The organism is Streptomyces sp. NBC_00386, assembly GCF_036063235.1.
In the GTDB taxonomy this organism is placed as follows: domain Bacteria; phylum Actinomycetota; class Actinomycetes; order Streptomycetales; family Streptomycetaceae; genus Streptomyces.
In genome coordinates, this window is the sequence record NZ_CP107950.1 from 7,071,264 (window position 1) to 7,085,623 (window position 14,360).

Sequence of the window (14,360 nt, forward strand, 5' to 3'; positions counted from 1 at the left end):
CTGGGTGGCGTGAAGGACATGAGCGAGTCCCGACACGCGCGAGTGGCGCGAAACCGCGCGATTCCCGGGTCCGGGGGCGTGACGGACGTGCGGGGCCCTCGGGGCAGCGGGGGTGGCGCGAAAGAAGCTTGCGATTCCCGGACCCGCGGGGGCTGTGTGAAAGAACGGCCGGATTGTCTGACAGAAGCTCACTGTGCCGGTGCCGACGCCCACTTGGGAGATCGGCACCGGCTTCGTCGTCCCGCGAGGCGCCCTTGACTTGACCATGAAGTGTCATGAGCCTGGCATCCGTTCGCTGCTGTGGCGGACCAGTGCAAGGGGGACTCATGAGACGAAGAGCGAGCGCGATCCTCGCTACCGGCGCGCTCCTGCTGGGCGGTGCGGCCGTGGCGCCGGTCGCCCGGGCGCAGGACGGCAGTTCACCCGAGCCCGACGCGAACGCCGTGAAGGTGTTCCGCGCGGAGGTCACGAAGCAGCAGGTACCCCTGCTGCTCGCGGCCGGCCAGGACAGTCACGAGCTCGGCGACACGACCTGGAAGAACGGCAGGAGCACGGTCGAGGTCTACGTCACCGACCAGCAGGCCAGGAAGCTGGAGAAGCAGGGCGTCGACCTCACCGAGCACACGCTCTCCGCCAAGGCGGAGAACCGGGTCGCGGACGCCGCCCAGGGGGTGTTCCGCCCGTACAGCGGGAAGGGCAACCTCCAGGAGGAGATCATCCGGACGGGCCAGGCCAATCCCGGCCTGACCAAGGTCGTCTCCATCGGCAAGACCCTGAACGGCCAGGACATCCTCGCGGTCAAACTGACCAAGGGCGCGCGGAAGACCAAGGACGGCTCCAAGCCGTCGGTGCTCTACATGTCCAACCAGCACGCGCGCGAGTGGATCACGCCCGAGATGACGCGGCGGCTGATGCACTACTACCTGGACAACTACTCCACGGACAAGCGCGTCAAGAAGATCGTCGACTCCACCGAGCTGTGGTTCGTCCTGTCGGCCAACCCCGACGGCTACGACTACACCTTCAAGGACGCCGACACCCGCCAGTGGCGCAAGAACCTGCGGGACGTGAACGGCGACGGCGTCATCGCCACCGGGGACGGCGTCGACCTCAACCGCAACTTCGCCTACAAGTGGGGCTACGACGACGAGGGTTCGTCACCCAACCCCACCAGCGAGACCTACCGCGGCGCGAGTCCCGCGTCCGAGCCCGAGACCAAGGCGCTCGACACCTTCGAGAAGCGCGTCGGCTTCACGTACGGGATCAACTACCACTCGGCTGCCGAACTGCTGCTCTACGGAGTGGGCTGGCAGGTGGCGACGCCGACGCCGGACGACGTGCTCTACAAGTCGCTCGCCGGAACCCCGGAGAACTCCGCGATCCCGGGTTACCACCCGCAGGTCTCCTCGGAGCTCTACACGACCAACGGCGAGGCCGACGGCCACGCGGGCAACGTCAACGGCACGGCGATGTTCACCCCCGAGATGTCGACCTGCCAGACCGCTTCGGACCTCGACCCGGACGACGCCTGGAACGCCGCGGACTGCGCCTCGGTCTTCACCTTCCCGGACGACGAGAAGCTGATCGAGCAGGAGTTCGAGAAGAACGTCCCGTTCGCGCTCTCCGTCGCCGAGACCGCGGCCCACCCCGACCGGCCGTCCTCCTCGGTGGGCCTCGACGCGCCCGACTTCACCCCGGCCGCCTTCACGACGTCGTACTCCCGCGGCGCCGACCAGGAAGTCTCCGTCGTCGTCCGCAAGTCCGTACGCGGCAAGGAGCTCAAGTACCGCGTCGACGGCGGCCGTACGCACCATGCGGCGCTCAGGCCCTGGCGGGGCGGCGAGACCTACGGCGGCAGGGACAACCTCTACTTCGACGAGTACCGCGCCAGGATCGAGGACGGCGCCCCCGGCGACAAGGTGGAGGTCTGGTTCACCGGCGAGACCCGGAGCGGGAAGCCCACCTCCAGCACCCGCTTCACCTACACCGTGGCCGAGCGGCCGCGGGCCGACGTGCTCGTGGTCGCCGAGGAGGGCGCGGCCGCCACGCAGGCGCAGACCTACGTCGACGCGCTGAAGGCCGACGGAAAGAAGGCCCTGGTCTGGGACGTCGCCACCCAGGGCGCCCCGGACGCGCTCGGCGTCCTCGGCCACTTCGGGACCGTCGTCCACTACACCGGCGCCCTGCGGCCCGGCAACGCCACCCAGCTCCAGCTGCGGGCCTATCTCAACGAGGGCGGCAAGCTGGTCGAGGCGGGCGAGCTGGCCGGCGGCAGCGTCGACCTCGGCGGTGGCACCCTCTCGAACGACTTCAGCCAGTACTACCTGGGCGCCTACTCGCGCACGTCCACGCCCGGCGCCAAGGGCTTCAGCGGCTCCGGCGAGCTCGACGGCGCCACCGGAACGCTCGGCGACGCGCCCGGCAACCCGCTGAACGCGGCGGGCACCTACGGCGTCACCTCGGACTCGCTCTCCGCGGCGCAGTACCCGCAGTTCGCCTCCGCCGCGGGAGCGGGCGCGTTCAGCGGGACCGTCAACCCGTACGGGCCGTACGAGGGCTCGTACATGGCCGCCGCGGTGCACACCGACGACGCCTACAAGCGTCTGACCCGCACCATCGACCTCACCGGGGTCGCCGCCGCCGACAAGCCGACGCTGCGCTCCCAGATGCTCTGGGACACCGAGCCCGGCTACGACCACGCGGTCGTCGAGGTCCACACGACCGGGGCCGACGACTGGACCACGCTCCCCGAGGCGGGCGGTGCCACCTCGGCCGCTGTCCCGACCGAGTGCGAGGCCGGATTCTTCGCCCGCGAACACCCCTGGATCAAGCACTACCTGACCGTGAGCGCGGCGGGCTGCACCGCCACGGGGTCCAGCGGACAGTGGAACAGCCTCACCGGCGCGTCCAGCGGCTGGCAGCCGGTCGCCTTCGACCTGAGCGCGTACGCGGGCAGGTCGATCGAGGTGTCGGTCAGCTACATCACCGACCCGAGCACGGGCGGCCACGGCGTCCTCGTCGACAACACCTCCCTCGTGGTCGGCGGCAACGCCGTGGACACGGAGGGCTTCGAGGCGTCCCTCGGTCCCTGGAGCGTCGCGGGTCCGCCCGCGGGCAGCCCGGCCGTCCTGCGGGACTGGGCGCGTACCGGTGAACTCTTCAGGACGTACGGAGCGGTCACCACGGACGACACGGTGCTGCTGGGCTTCGGCCTGGAACACGTCGCCGCCGCGGCCGACCGCGCGGCCCTCATCGGCAAGGCGCTCTCGGCACTGGAGAGCTGACCGTCCGTGACAATCGCATGATCGACACGGGTGATCCGTACCCTACTGACGGGTACGGATCGCCCTGCCGTGTATGGCCCTACTCGATGTCACTCCGGGGCCTTCAGAGAGGTAGGGTCGGAGGCGGTCGGGGACATCCCATACAACTCGCCGACACTTGAGTCGGCGTACCTAACGAGGAGATCGGTTCGTGACGATCCGCGTAGGCATCAACGGCTTTGGCCGCATCGGTCGTAACTACTTCCGCGCGCTGCTGGAGCAGGGTGCTGACATCGAGATCGTGGCTGTCAACGACCTGGGTGACACCGCGACCACCGCCCACCTGCTCAAGTACGACACCATCCTGGGCCGCCTCAAGGCCGAGGTGTCGCACACCGCCGACACGATCACCGTCGACGGTCACACGATCAAGGTCCTGTCCGAGCGCAACCCCTCCGACATCCCGTGGGGCGAGCTGGGCGTCGACATCGTCATCGAGTCGACGGGCATCTTCACGAAGAAGGCCGACGCCGAGAAGCACATCGCCGGCGGCGCCAAGAAGGTCCTCATCTCGGCTCCGGCCAAGGACGAGGACATCACCATCGTGATGGGCGTCAACCAGGACAAGTACGACCCGGCGAACCACAACATCATCTCCAACGCCTCCTGCACCACCAACTGTGTGGCGCCGATGGCCAAGGTTCTCGACGAGAACTTCGGCATCGTCAAGGGCCTGATGACGACGGTTCACGCGTACACGAACGACCAGCGCATCCTGGACTTCCCGCACTCGGACCTGCGCCGCGCCCGCGCCGCCGCCGAGAACATCATCCCGACCACGACCGGTGCCGCCAAGGCCACCGCTCTGGTCCTCCCGCAGCTCAAGGGCAAGCTGGACGGCATCGCCATGCGCGTCCCGGTCCCGACCGGTTCGGCCACCGACCTGGTCGTGACGCTGCAGCGCGAGGTCACCAAGGACGAGGTCAACGCCGCGTTCAAGAAGGCCTCCGACGACGGCGACCTCAAGGGCTTCCTGACCTACACCGAGGACCAGATCGTGTCCTCGGACATCGTCGGCGACCCGGCCTCCTGCACCTTCGACTCCTCCCTGACCATGGTCCAGGAGGGCAACACGGTGAAGATCCTCGGCTGGTACGACAACGAGTGGGGCTACTCCAACCGCCTCGTCGACCTCACGGTCTTCGTCGGCGGCCAGCTCTAACTCCCGGAGCAGGCACCTCGATGTGAGCCAGGGCCCGGGCAGCGCGCCGCCGCGCTGTCCGGGCCCTGCGCCACGTAGTGATCGATCAGCGCAGATCGATCAGTCCTCGCGGATCTGAAGAGCCTTCCCTAGGAGTCCCTTTATGAAGACGATCGACGAGCTTCTCGCCGAAGGAGTGGCCGGCAAGCGGGTATTCGTCCGCGCCGACCTCAACGTGCCGCTGGCCAATGGCCTCATCACCGACGACGGCCGCATCCGCGCCGTCCTGCCCACCGTCAAGGCCCTGGCCGACGCGGGCGCCAAGGTCATCGTCGCCTCGCACCTGGGCCGTCCCAAGGGCGCCCCGGACCCGGCGTTCTCCCTCCTCCAGCCCGCCGAGCGACTCGGTGAACTGCTGGGCGCGCCGGTCGCGTTCGCGCAGGACACGGTCGGCCCCGCGGCCCACGACGCGGTGAACGGCCTGCAGCCCGGCCAGGTCGCGGTCATCGAGAACCTCCGCTTCAACGCCGGCGAGACGTCCAAGGACGACACCGAGCGCGGCGAGTTCGCCGACCAGCTGGCCTCCCTGGCCGACGTCTACGTGGGCGACGGCTTCGGCGCCGTGCACCGCAAGCACGCCTCGGTGTACGACCTCCCGGCCCGTCTGCCGCACTACGCCGGCTACCTCATCGCCACCGAGGTCGGCGTCCTGAAGAAGCTCACCGAGGAGGTCAAGCGGCCCTACGTCGTCGCGCTCGGCGGCTCCAAGGTCTCCGACAAGCTCGCCGTCATCGACCAGCTGCTCGGCAAGGCCGACCGCATCCTGATCGGCGGCGGCATGGCCTTCACCTTCCTCAAGGCCAAGGGCTACGAGGTCGGCACCTCCCTGCTGCAGGAGGACCAGATCCCGGCCGTCACCGAGTACATGGAGCGCGCCGAGAAGCTGGGCGTCGAGCTGGTGCTCCCGGTCGACGTCGTGGTCTCCCCCGGATTCCCGGACCTGAAGGCCAAGGCGCCCACCGAGCACACCGCCGTCGACGCGGACAAGATGCCGGAGGGACAGCTCGGCCTGGACATCGGCCCGAGGACCGGTGCCCTCTACGCAGCCAAGCTCACCGACGCCGAGACCGTGTTCTGGAACGGTCCCATGGGCGTCTTCGAGCACCCCGACTACGCCGAGGGCACCAAGGCGGTCGCCCAGGCCCTGGTCGAGTCCAAGGGCTTCACCGTCGTCGGTGGTGGTGACTCCGCCGCCGCGGTGCGCACCCTCGGTTTCGACGAGAACGCATTCGGCCACATCTCGACCGGTGGCGGCGCCTCCCTCGAATACCTCGAGGGCAAGACGCTCCCCGGCCTCGCCGCACTGGAGGACTGACCTAGATGAGCACGCGCACGCCGCTGATGGCGGGCAACTGGAAGATGAACCTCAACCACCTCGAGGCCATCGCGCACGTCCAGAAGCTCGCCTTCGCCCTGGCCGACAAGGACTACGAGGCCTGCGAGGTCGCCGTCCTGCCGCCCTTCACCGACCTGCGCTCCGTGCAGACCCTGGTCGACGGAGACAAGCTCAAGATCAAGTACGGAGCCCAGGACCTGTCCGCGCAGGACTCCGGCGCCTACACCGGCGAGATCTCCGGCTCGATGCTGGCCAAGCTCAAGTGCACGTACGTGGCCGTCGGCCACTCCGAGCGCCGCCAGTACCACAACGAGACCGACGAGATCGTGGGCGCCAAGGTCAAGGCCGCCTACAAGCACGGTCTGACCCCGATCCTGTGCGTCGGGGAGGAGCTGGACGTCCGCGAGGCGGGCAACCACGTCTCCCACACCCTCGCCCAGGTCGAGGGCGGTCTGAAGGACCTCCCGGCCGAGCAGGCCGAGTCCGTCGTGATCGCGTACGAGCCCGTCTGGGCCATCGGCACCGGCAAGGTCTGCGGCGCCGACGACGCGCAGGAGGTCTGCGCCGCGATCCGCGCCAAGCTCGCCGAGCTGTACTCCCAGGAACTGGCCGACGCGGTCCGTATCCAGTACGGAGGCTCGGTGAAGTCCGGAAACGTCGCCGAGATCATGGCGAAGCCCGACATCGACGGCGCTCTGGTCGGTGGCGCGTCGCTCGACGCCGACGAGTTCGTCAAGATCGTCCGGTTCCGCGACCAGTAAGTATGCGGTAGCGGCGATTCGTCGTACCCTTGCGGGGGTCTGGTGCCGTTGCACCGGGCCCCCGTCGTCCATCCAGTTCCGAGGAAGTTGGTCCAGCCGTGGTTTTGGGGTTCTCGATCGCCCTGATCGTCTTCAGCCTGCTGCTGATGCTGCTGGTGCTGATGCACAAGGGAAAGGGCGGCGGCCTGTCCGACATGTTCGGTGGCGGCATGCAGTCGTCCGTCGGCGGCTCCTCGGTCGCCGAGCGCAACCTCGACCGCATCACCCTGATGATCGGTCTGCTCTGGTTCGCGTGCATCGTCGTGCTCGGTGTCCTGATGAAGATCAACAACTGATCGACGACCGGCATCGGTAGGACAGCACAACTGCACATCACGCAAGCACATTCCGTACGTAAGGCCCCATGTCCGGTACGCGCCTCCAGGCGCCGCCTATCATGGGGCTTGCGTCTAGGGGTGGGGATGTAACTCCAATCACTGGACGTGCGTTGGGCCTTACGTAGACTGAGGCGCTCGCAACGAAGCGAAACGCCGACTCGCTTCGCGGCACCATCACGCAGGGAGTTACACCGTGGCAAGTGGCAACGCGATCCGAGGAAGCCGGGTCGGGGCGGGGCCGATGGGCGAGGCCGAGCGCGGCGAGTCCGCGCCGCGGCTGCGCATCTCCTTCTGGTGCTCCAACGGGCACGAGACGCAGCCCAGCTTCGCCAGCGACGCGCAGGTTCCCGACACCTGGGACTGTCCGCGCTGCGGATTCCCCGCCGGACAGGACCGGGACAACCCGCCGGACCCGCCGCGCACCGAGCCCTACAAGACGCATCTCGCGTACGTGCGGGAGCGGCGCAGCGATGCGGACGGCGAGGCGATCCTCGCCGAGGCGCTCGCCAAACTGCGGGGCGAGATCTAGGAGTTGAGAGCCGGCCGGGCGTCCCATGGATGTCTGGCCGGAACCGTTTCACGGCGACTTCGCGGCCGCGTTCCGGCCCGCCGCCGGATCCGCCGTGCCCGGATGCCCGCACCACGGCCCTGTCGCATCATCAGGACGCCCGCAGCGAGGGGCCGACTCATCCGCCGCGCGCCACATCCTCGTACCGCGCCCGCATCCTCGTACCGTGGCGAGCCGCCGTGTTCCGGTGCAGCGCTCTGCGTGCCGTGCCGTGCCGTGCCGTGACGGGGCGGGTGGCGCGGTGGTCGGGTCACGCCGATGCAGCAGTGCGGGCCGGAAATCAAGCCGGGTGTGTCGGCCCGGTATTCCCTGCGGCCCCGGCCCCCCGCATCCCTCTCGCCGTCATCCCGCTGACACCCGCGGGCCGACGGGACGTATCTGTTGTTGAGCCGGTGGACGCACTACGACAGCTCGTGTCCAGCCCTGATCAATTAGGTTGGGACCGGCAGCGGGGCAAGGTACGCAGCAGCACAGGCAGGAAAGAAGGCGGAAGTCCGAGATGAACGCAGGAAGCCGTACCAGGCTCAACCAGACACCCGAGTGGACCGCTCTGGCCAAGCACCGCGAGGAGCTCGCCGGCACCCATCTGCGCGACCTGTTCGCGGCCGACCCCGGACGCGGCTCCGGCTACTCGCTCCAGGTCGGCGATCTGCACGTCGACTACTCCAAGCAGCTGGTCACCGACGAGACCCTCCGACTGCTGCGCGAGCTGGCCGTGGCCACGGACGTGTTCGGGCTGCGGGACGCGATGTTCCGGGGCGAGAAGATCAACGTGACCGAGGACCGGGCGGTGCTGCACACGGCGCTGCGGGCGCCGCGGGACGCGGTGGTCGAGGTCGACGGGGAGAACGTCGTGCCGGCCGTGCACGCGGTCCTGGACAAGATGGCGGACTTCGCCGGGCGGGTCCGTTCGGGTGAGTGGACCGGGCACACCGGCAGGCGCATCAAGAACGTCGTCAACATCGGCATCGGCGGCTCCGACCTGGGTCCGGCGATGGCCTACGAGGTGCTGCGCTCGTTCACCGACCGCTCGCTGAGCGTGCGGTTCGTGTCCAACGTGGACGGCGCGGACCTGCACGAGGCCGTGCGGGACCTGGACCCGGCCGAGACGCTGTTCGTCATCGCCTCGAAGACGTTCACCACGATCGAGACGATCACCAACGCCACCTCGGCGCGTGACTGGCTCCTGACCGGTCTGAAGGCCGGTCAGGAGGCGGTGGCGAAGCACTTCGTGGCGCTGTCGACGAACGCGGAGAAGGTGTCGGACTTCGGCATCGACACGGCGAACATGTTCGAGTTCTGGGACTGGGTCGGCGGGCGGTACTCGTACGACTCGGCGATCGGTCTGTCGCTGATGATCGCGATCGGTCCGGAGCGGTTCCGCGAGATGCTCGACGGGTTCCACCTGGTCGACGAGCACTTCCGCACGGCCCCGGCGGAGGCCAACGTGCCGTTGTTGCTGGGTCTGTTGGGGGTCTGGTACGGCAACTTCCACGACGCGCAGTCGCACGCCGTGCTGCCGTACTCGCACTACCTGTCGAAGTTCACGGCCTATCTCCAGCAGCTCGACATGGAGTCCAACGGCAAGTCGGTGGACCGTGACGGCAATCCGGTGGAGTGGCAGACGGGACCGGTGGTGTGGGGCACGCCCGGCACCAACGGCCAGCACGCCTACTACCAGTTGATCCACCAGGGCACGAAGCTGATCCCCGCCGACTTCATCGGCTTCGCCAACCCGGTCGGTGAACTGAGCGACGAACTCGCGGCCCAGCACGACCTGCTGATGGCGAACTTCTTCGCGCAGACGCAGGCGCTGGCCTTCGGCAAGACCCCGGACGAGGTCCGCGCCGAGGGCGTGCCCGAGGAACTGGTGCCGCACAAGACGTTCGAGGGCAACCACCCCACCACCACGATCCTCGCCGCCGAACTGACCCCCTCGGTCCTGGGCCAGCTCATCGCCCTCTACGAGCACAAGGTGTTCGTCCAGGGCGCGATCTGGAACATCGACTCCTTCGACCAATGGGGCGTCGAACTCGGCAAGGTGCTCGCCAAGCGCGTCGAGCCCGCCCTCACCGAAGGCGCCGACGTACCGGGACTGGACGAGTCGACCAAGGCCCTGGTCGCCAAGTACCGGACGCTGCGGGGTCGTTGAGCATGAACGAGGGGAAGCGGGCGGCAAGGGTCCGCCCGCTTCCCGGGATCTCCCTGACGATCGTGGGGAGCCCGTAGGCCCGGTGAACCACCGAAGGGGGCGGCAAGGTCGGTGACCTTGCCGCCCCCTTCGGTGGTTCAGCCGTTCCGTACTGCGGTCGTTCAGGCGGACGCCGGCGGATACAGCGAGCGTGGCAGCTGGGACGCGGCAGGCGCGTCCAGGAGCCACAGGGTGCGGGAGCGGCCGTACGCGCCGGCGGCCGGGGCCTGGATCTCGCCCGCGCCGGACAGGGCGATGGCGGCCGCCTGCGCCTTGTCCTCGCCGGCCGCGAGCAGCCACACCTCGCGGGCGGAGCGGATCGCGGGCAGGGTCAGCGAGATCCGGGTCGGCGGCGGCTTGGGCGCGCCGTGCACGCCGACCACCGTCCGCTCCGTCTCCCGCACCGCGGGCAGCTCCGGGAAGAGCGAGGCCACGTGGGTGTCCGGGCCGACGCCCAGCATCAGGACGTCGAAGGCCGGGACCGGACCGTGGTTCTCCGGGCCGGCGGCCTTCGCGAGCTCCGCCGCGTACGACTCGGCCGCCGCCTCCACGTCGGCGCCGAACGGACCGTCGGACGCGGGCATCGCGTGCACCCGCTCCGGGTCCAGCGGCACCGCGTCGAGCAGGGCCGCGCGGGCCTGTGTGTCATTGCGGTCGGGATCGCCCTCGGGGAGGTACCGCTCGTCGCCCCACCACAGGTCCAGGCGCGCCCAGTCGACCGCGTCCCGCGCGGGCGCCGCGGCGAGCGCCGCGAGGAGCCCGTTGCCGTTGCGCCCGCCGGTCAGCACGATCGAGGCGGAGCCGCGCGAGGCCTGCGCGTCCACGATCTTCGTGATCAGCCGCGCCGCCGCGGCCTGGGCCATCAGTTCCTTGTCGCGGTGGACGACGAGCTGCGGGGTGTTCACTCGGCGGCCGCCTTGTCCGCCGCCTTCTTGGCGAGCGTCTCCGCCACCCCGGCGGGGGAGTCCTTGGCGACCGGGGCCGCCTTCGTGGCGGTCGTGGTCCCGCCCGGGGAACCGGCGGTGTCCGCCGAGTTCAGCCGGTTCACCCCGTAACGCAGCGCCGAGGCGTAGGTGTCGTCCGGGTCGAGGCGGCGCAGCTCCTCCGCCATCAGCTCGGCCGTGTCGCGGCGCTTGAGCGCCACCGCACGGTCGGGCTGCCCCTGGATGGACAGCGTCGCGAGGGTGCCGTCGGCGCGGTCCAGGACGATCGGGCCGCAGCTCGTCTCCAGCCGGACCGCCGTCAGGCCGGGGCCCGAGGACAGCGACCGCTTGACGGGGACCTCCAGCCGCTCCGCGAGCCACATCGCGAGCAGCTCGCAGCTCGGGTTGAACTCCTCGCCCTCCACCTCGACCGCGTCCACGTCGCAGGTGACCTGGTCCAGGGCCGCGGCCAGCATCGAACGCCAGGGCGTGATGCGGGTCCACGACAGGTCCGTGTCGCCCGGGGTGTACGCCTCGGCGCGGGCGTTGAGCTCCCGTACCGGGGCCTCGGCGGCGTAGGTGTCGGTCACCCGGCGCTGGGCGAGCGAACCGAGCGGGTCCTTCGCCGGGTCGAGCGGCGCGTTCACCGGCCACCAGACGACGACGGGCGCGTCCGGCAGCAGCAGCGGCAGGACGACCGACTGGGCGTGGTTGATCACTTCGCCGTACAGGCGCAGCACCACCGTCTCGCCGGTGCCCGCCTCCGCCCCGAGCCGCACCTCGGCGTCGAGCCGCGACGTCGTGCGGTCGCGAGGAGAGCGGGAGACGCGCTTGATGACCACGAGGGTGCGTGAGGGGTGCTCGCGCGAGGCCTCGTTGGCGGCCTTCAGGGCGTCGTACGCGTTCTCCTCGTCGGTGACGATGACGAGGGTGAGCACCATGCCGACGGCGGGCGTGCCGATGGCGCGGCGGCCCTGGACGAGCGCCTTGTTGACCTTGCTGGCCGTGGTGTCCGTGAGATCGGTCTTCATGGGCGACGCCAGCTCCGTCCGTCTCGTTCGAGCATTTCGTCGGCCTCGACGGGGCCCCAGGTGCCCGAGGGGTACTGTGCGGGCTTGCCGTGCTTGTCCCAGTACTGCTCGATCGGGTCGAGGATCTTCCAGGACAGCTCGACCTCCTCGGTGCGCGGGAAGAGGTTCGAGTCACCGAGCAGCACGTCGAGGATCAGACGCTCGTACGCCTCCGGGCTCGACTCCGTGAAGGACTCGCCGTACGCGAAGTCCATCGAGACGTCCCGGATCTCCATGGAGGTGCCGGGCACCTTGGAACCGAAGCGGACCGTGACGCCCTCGTCGGGCTGGACGCGGAAGACGATCGCGTTCTGGCCCAGCTCCTCCGTCGCCGTGTGGTCGAAGGGGGAGTGCGGGGCGCGCTGGAAGACGACCGCGATCTCGGTGACGCGGCGGCCCAGACGCTTGCCGGTGCGCAGGTAGAACGGGACTCCCGCCCAGCGGCGGTTGTCCACCTCGACCTTGATCGCGGCGAAGGTGTCGGTCTTCGACTTGGGGTCGATACCGTCCTCCTGGAGGTAGCCGACGACCTTCTCGCCGCCCTGCCACCCCGCCGCGTACTGGCCGCGGACCGTGCTCCTGCCCAGGTCCTTCGGCAGCCTGGTCGCGCCGAGCACCTTGGTCTTCTCCGCGGCGAGCGCGTCCGCGTCGAAGGAGGAGGGCTCCTCCATCGCGGTCAGCGCCATGAGCTGGAGCAGGTGGTTCTGGATGACGTCGCGGGCGGCGCCGATGCCGTCGTAGTAGCCGGCCCGGCCGCCGATGCCGATGTCCTCGGCCATGGTGATCTGCACGTGGTCGACGAACGACCGGTTCCAGATCGGCTCGAACATCGTGTTGGCGAAGCGGAGCGCCAGGATGTTCTGGACGGTCTCCTTGCCCAGGTAGTGGTCGATGCGGAAGACCTGGTCCGGGGCGAAGACCTCGTGCACGATCGCGTTGAGCTCCTCGGCCGACCTGAGGTCGTGGCCGAAGGGCTTCTCGATGACCGCGCGGCGCCACTGGCCGTTCGACTGGTCGGCCAGCTTGTGCTTCTTCAGCTGCTGGATCACCACCGGGAACGCGGACGGCGGCACGGACAGGTAGAAGGCGAAGTTGCCGCCCGTGCCCTGCGCCTTGTCCAGCTCTTCGATGGTCGAGCGCAGCCGGTCGAACGCGTCGTCGTCGTCGAAGGTGCCCTGGACGAAGCGCATGCCCTGGACGAGCTGCTGCCAGACCTCCTCGCGGAAGGGCGTGCGGGCGTGCTCCTTGACCGCGTCGTGGACCTCCTGGGCGAAGTCCTCGTGGGCCCACTCGCGGCGGGCGAACCCGACGAGCGAGAATCCCGGCGGAAGAAGGCCCCGGTTGGCGAGGTCGTACACCGCGGGCATCAGCTTTTTACGTGACAAATCGCCCGTGACGCCGAAGATGACCAGGCCCGACGGCCCCGCGATACGCGGGAGCCGTCGGTCTGCGGGGTCACGCAGCGGGTTGCTGCTCGACAAGATTTCAGCCCTCCGAAGGGGCGAGGCGCTGGAGCTCCGCCTCGGTCGACTTGAGCAGGTCGTTCCAGGCGGACTCGAACTTCTCGACGCCCTCGTCCTCAAGGAGCTGGACCACGTCGTCGTAGGCGATCCCGAGCTTCTCGACGGCGTCGAGTTCGGCACGGGACTGCTCGTACGTACCGGCGATCGTGTTGCCGGTGATCTGGCCGTGGTCCTCGGCGGCACCCAGGGTGGCCTCCGGCATGGTGTTCACGGTGTTGGGCGCGACCAGCTCGTCGACGTACAGGGTGTCCTTGTACGCCGGGTCCTTGACGCCGGTCGAGGCCCACAGCGGGCGCTGCTTGTTGGCCTGCGCACGGTCGAGGGCGGCCCAGCGGTCGGTGGAGAAGACCTCCTCGTACGCCTCGTAGGCGAGCCGGGCGTTGGCGAGGCCCGCCTTGCCGCGGGCGGCCTTGGCCTCGGGGGTGCCCAGGGCGTCGAGCCGCTTGTCGATCTCGGTGTCCACGCGGGACACGAAGAACGACGCCACGGAGTGGATCTTCGAGAGGTCCAGGCCGCGCTCCTTGGCCTTCTCCAGGCCGGCGAGGAACGCCTCCATGACCTCGCGGTAGCGCTCCAGCGAGAAGATCAGCGTGACGTTGACGCTGATGCCGAGGCCGATGACCTCGGTGATCGCCGGCAGACCCGCCTTGGTGGCCGGGATCTTGATGAGGGTGTTGGGGCGGTCCACCAGCCAGGCAAGCTGCTTGGCCTCGGCGATGGTCGCCGCGGTGTTGTGCGCCAGACGCGGGTCGACCTCGATCGACACACGGCCGTCCTGGCCCTCGGTGGCGTCGAAGACGGGGCGCAGGATGTCGGCGGCGTCGCGCACGTCCGCCGTGGTGATCATGCGCAGGGCCTCTTCGACGGTGACCTTGCGGGCAGCGAGCTCGGAAACCTGCTGCTCGTAGCCGTCTCCGCTGCTGATCGCCTTCTGGAAGATCGACGGGTTGGTGGTGACGCCCACGACGTGCTGCTGGTCGATCAGCTCGGCAAGGTTGCCGGACGTGATCCGCTTGCGCGACAGGTCGTCCAGCCAGATCGCGACGCCTTCCTCGGAGAGGCGCTTGAGTGCGTCTGTCATGGAAAT

At 69.2% G+C, this 14,360-nt stretch carries 11 protein-coding genes; 7 read left to right on the plus strand and 4 right to left on the minus strand.

Translation table 11 applies throughout. The annotated features are described in order from the left end of the window. The first annotated feature begins 326 nt into the window (after nucleotides 1–326). From OG780_RS31000 to pgi, 7 genes are all read left to right on the plus strand, one after another. The gene (locus OG780_RS31000) at nucleotides 327–3,284 is read left to right on the plus strand and encodes a M14 family metallopeptidase (protein ID WP_328453720.1); all 2,958 of its coding nucleotides are present in this window, start codon (nucleotides 327–329) and stop codon (nucleotides 3,282–3,284) included. 190 nt (nucleotides 3,285–3,474) lie between these two features. Further along, nucleotides 3,475–4,485, plus strand: coding sequence for a type I glyceraldehyde-3-phosphate dehydrogenase (gene gap / locus OG780_RS31005; RefSeq protein WP_328453722.1), 1,011 nt, complete (start codon nucleotides 3,475–3,477; stop codon nucleotides 4,483–4,485). Nucleotides 4,486–4,627: 142 nt separating this feature from the next. Further along, nucleotides 4,628–5,839 (plus strand): phosphoglycerate kinase, encoded by a 1,212-nt coding sequence (locus tag OG780_RS31010; protein WP_328453724.1) that lies wholly within the window; start codon nucleotides 4,628–4,630, stop codon nucleotides 5,837–5,839. Between the two features lie 5 nt (nucleotides 5,840–5,844). Beyond that, entirely contained in the window at nucleotides 5,845–6,621 is a 777-nt protein-coding gene (gene tpiA, locus OG780_RS31015) for a triose-phosphate isomerase (protein ID WP_328453726.1), read from the plus strand. Nucleotides 6,622–6,719: 98 nt separating this feature from the next. Continuing rightward, nucleotides 6,720–6,956 carry a preprotein translocase subunit SecG gene (gene secG, locus OG780_RS31020; protein ID WP_261703385.1) on the plus strand — a complete coding sequence of 79 codons (237 nt, stop codon included), beginning with the start codon at nucleotides 6,720–6,722 and terminating at the stop codon, nucleotides 6,954–6,956. A 283-nt stretch (nucleotides 6,957–7,239) separates the two neighbouring features. Further along, the gene (locus OG780_RS31025; protein ID WP_004002138.1) at nucleotides 7,240–7,527 is read left to right on the plus strand and encodes an RNA polymerase-binding protein RbpA; all 288 of its coding nucleotides are present in this window, start codon (nucleotides 7,240–7,242) and stop codon (nucleotides 7,525–7,527) included. A gap of 538 nt (nucleotides 7,528–8,065) precedes the next feature. After that, the gene (gene pgi / locus OG780_RS31030; protein WP_328453728.1) at nucleotides 8,066–9,718 is read left to right on the plus strand and encodes a glucose-6-phosphate isomerase; all 1,653 of its coding nucleotides are present in this window, start codon (nucleotides 8,066–8,068) and stop codon (nucleotides 9,716–9,718) included. A gap of 161 nt (nucleotides 9,719–9,879) precedes the next feature. On the opposite strand, the gene pgl is transcribed toward pgi, so the two are convergent. The 4 genes from pgl to tal are packed head-to-tail and all read right to left on the minus strand — an operon-like array spanning nucleotide 9,880 to nucleotide 14,354. Next, nucleotides 9,880–10,662: a 6-phosphogluconolactonase gene (pgl, locus tag OG780_RS31035; protein ID WP_328453730.1), complete on the minus strand. Its 783-nt coding sequence runs from the start codon at nucleotides 10,660–10,662 to the stop codon at nucleotides 9,880–9,882. Then, nucleotides 10,659–11,711: a glucose-6-phosphate dehydrogenase assembly protein OpcA gene (opcA, locus tag OG780_RS31040; RefSeq protein ID WP_328453732.1), complete on the minus strand. Its 1,053-nt coding sequence runs from the start codon at nucleotides 11,709–11,711 to the stop codon at nucleotides 10,659–10,661. The genes pgl and opcA overlap by 4 nt, the downstream gene beginning before the upstream one ends. Then, nucleotides 11,708–13,234, minus strand: coding sequence for a glucose-6-phosphate dehydrogenase (gene zwf, locus OG780_RS31045; protein WP_328458521.1), 1,527 nt, complete (start codon nucleotides 13,232–13,234; stop codon nucleotides 11,708–11,710). Before zwf ends, opcA begins: the two co-directional genes overlap by 4 nt. A 1-nt stretch (nucleotide 13,235) precedes the next feature. Continuing rightward, nucleotides 13,236–14,354 (minus strand): transaldolase, encoded by a 1,119-nt coding sequence (gene tal, locus OG780_RS31050; RefSeq protein WP_326788461.1) that lies wholly within the window; start codon nucleotides 14,352–14,354, stop codon nucleotides 13,236–13,238. Nucleotides 14,355–14,360 lie beyond the last annotated feature (6 nt).

Excerpts from the sequence above, each read along its gene's own strand:
- OG780_RS31000 (WP_328453720.1), top strand. The coding sequence starts at position 327 with ATGAGACGAAGAGCGAGCGCGATCCTCGCTACCGGCGCGCTCCTGCTG.
- OG780_RS31010 (WP_328453724.1), top strand. The coding sequence starts at position 4,628 with ATGAAGACGATCGACGAGCTTCTCGCCGAAGGAGTGGCCGGCAAGCGG.
- tpiA (WP_328453726.1), top strand. The coding sequence starts at position 5,845 with ATGAGCACGCGCACGCCGCTGATGGCGGGCAACTGGAAGATGAACCTC.
- OG780_RS31025 (WP_004002138.1), top strand. The coding sequence starts at position 7,240 with ATGGGCGAGGCCGAGCGCGGCGAGTCCGCGCCGCGGCTGCGCATCTCC.
- pgi (WP_328453728.1), top strand. The coding sequence starts at position 8,066 with ATGAACGCAGGAAGCCGTACCAGGCTCAACCAGACACCCGAGTGGACC.
- opcA (WP_328453732.1), bottom strand. The coding sequence starts at position 11,711 with ATGAAGACCGATCTCACGGACACCACGGCCAGCAAGGTCAACAAGGCG.
- tal (WP_326788461.1), bottom strand. The coding sequence starts at position 14,354 with ATGACAGACGCACTCAAGCGCCTCTCCGAGGAAGGCGTCGCGATCTGG.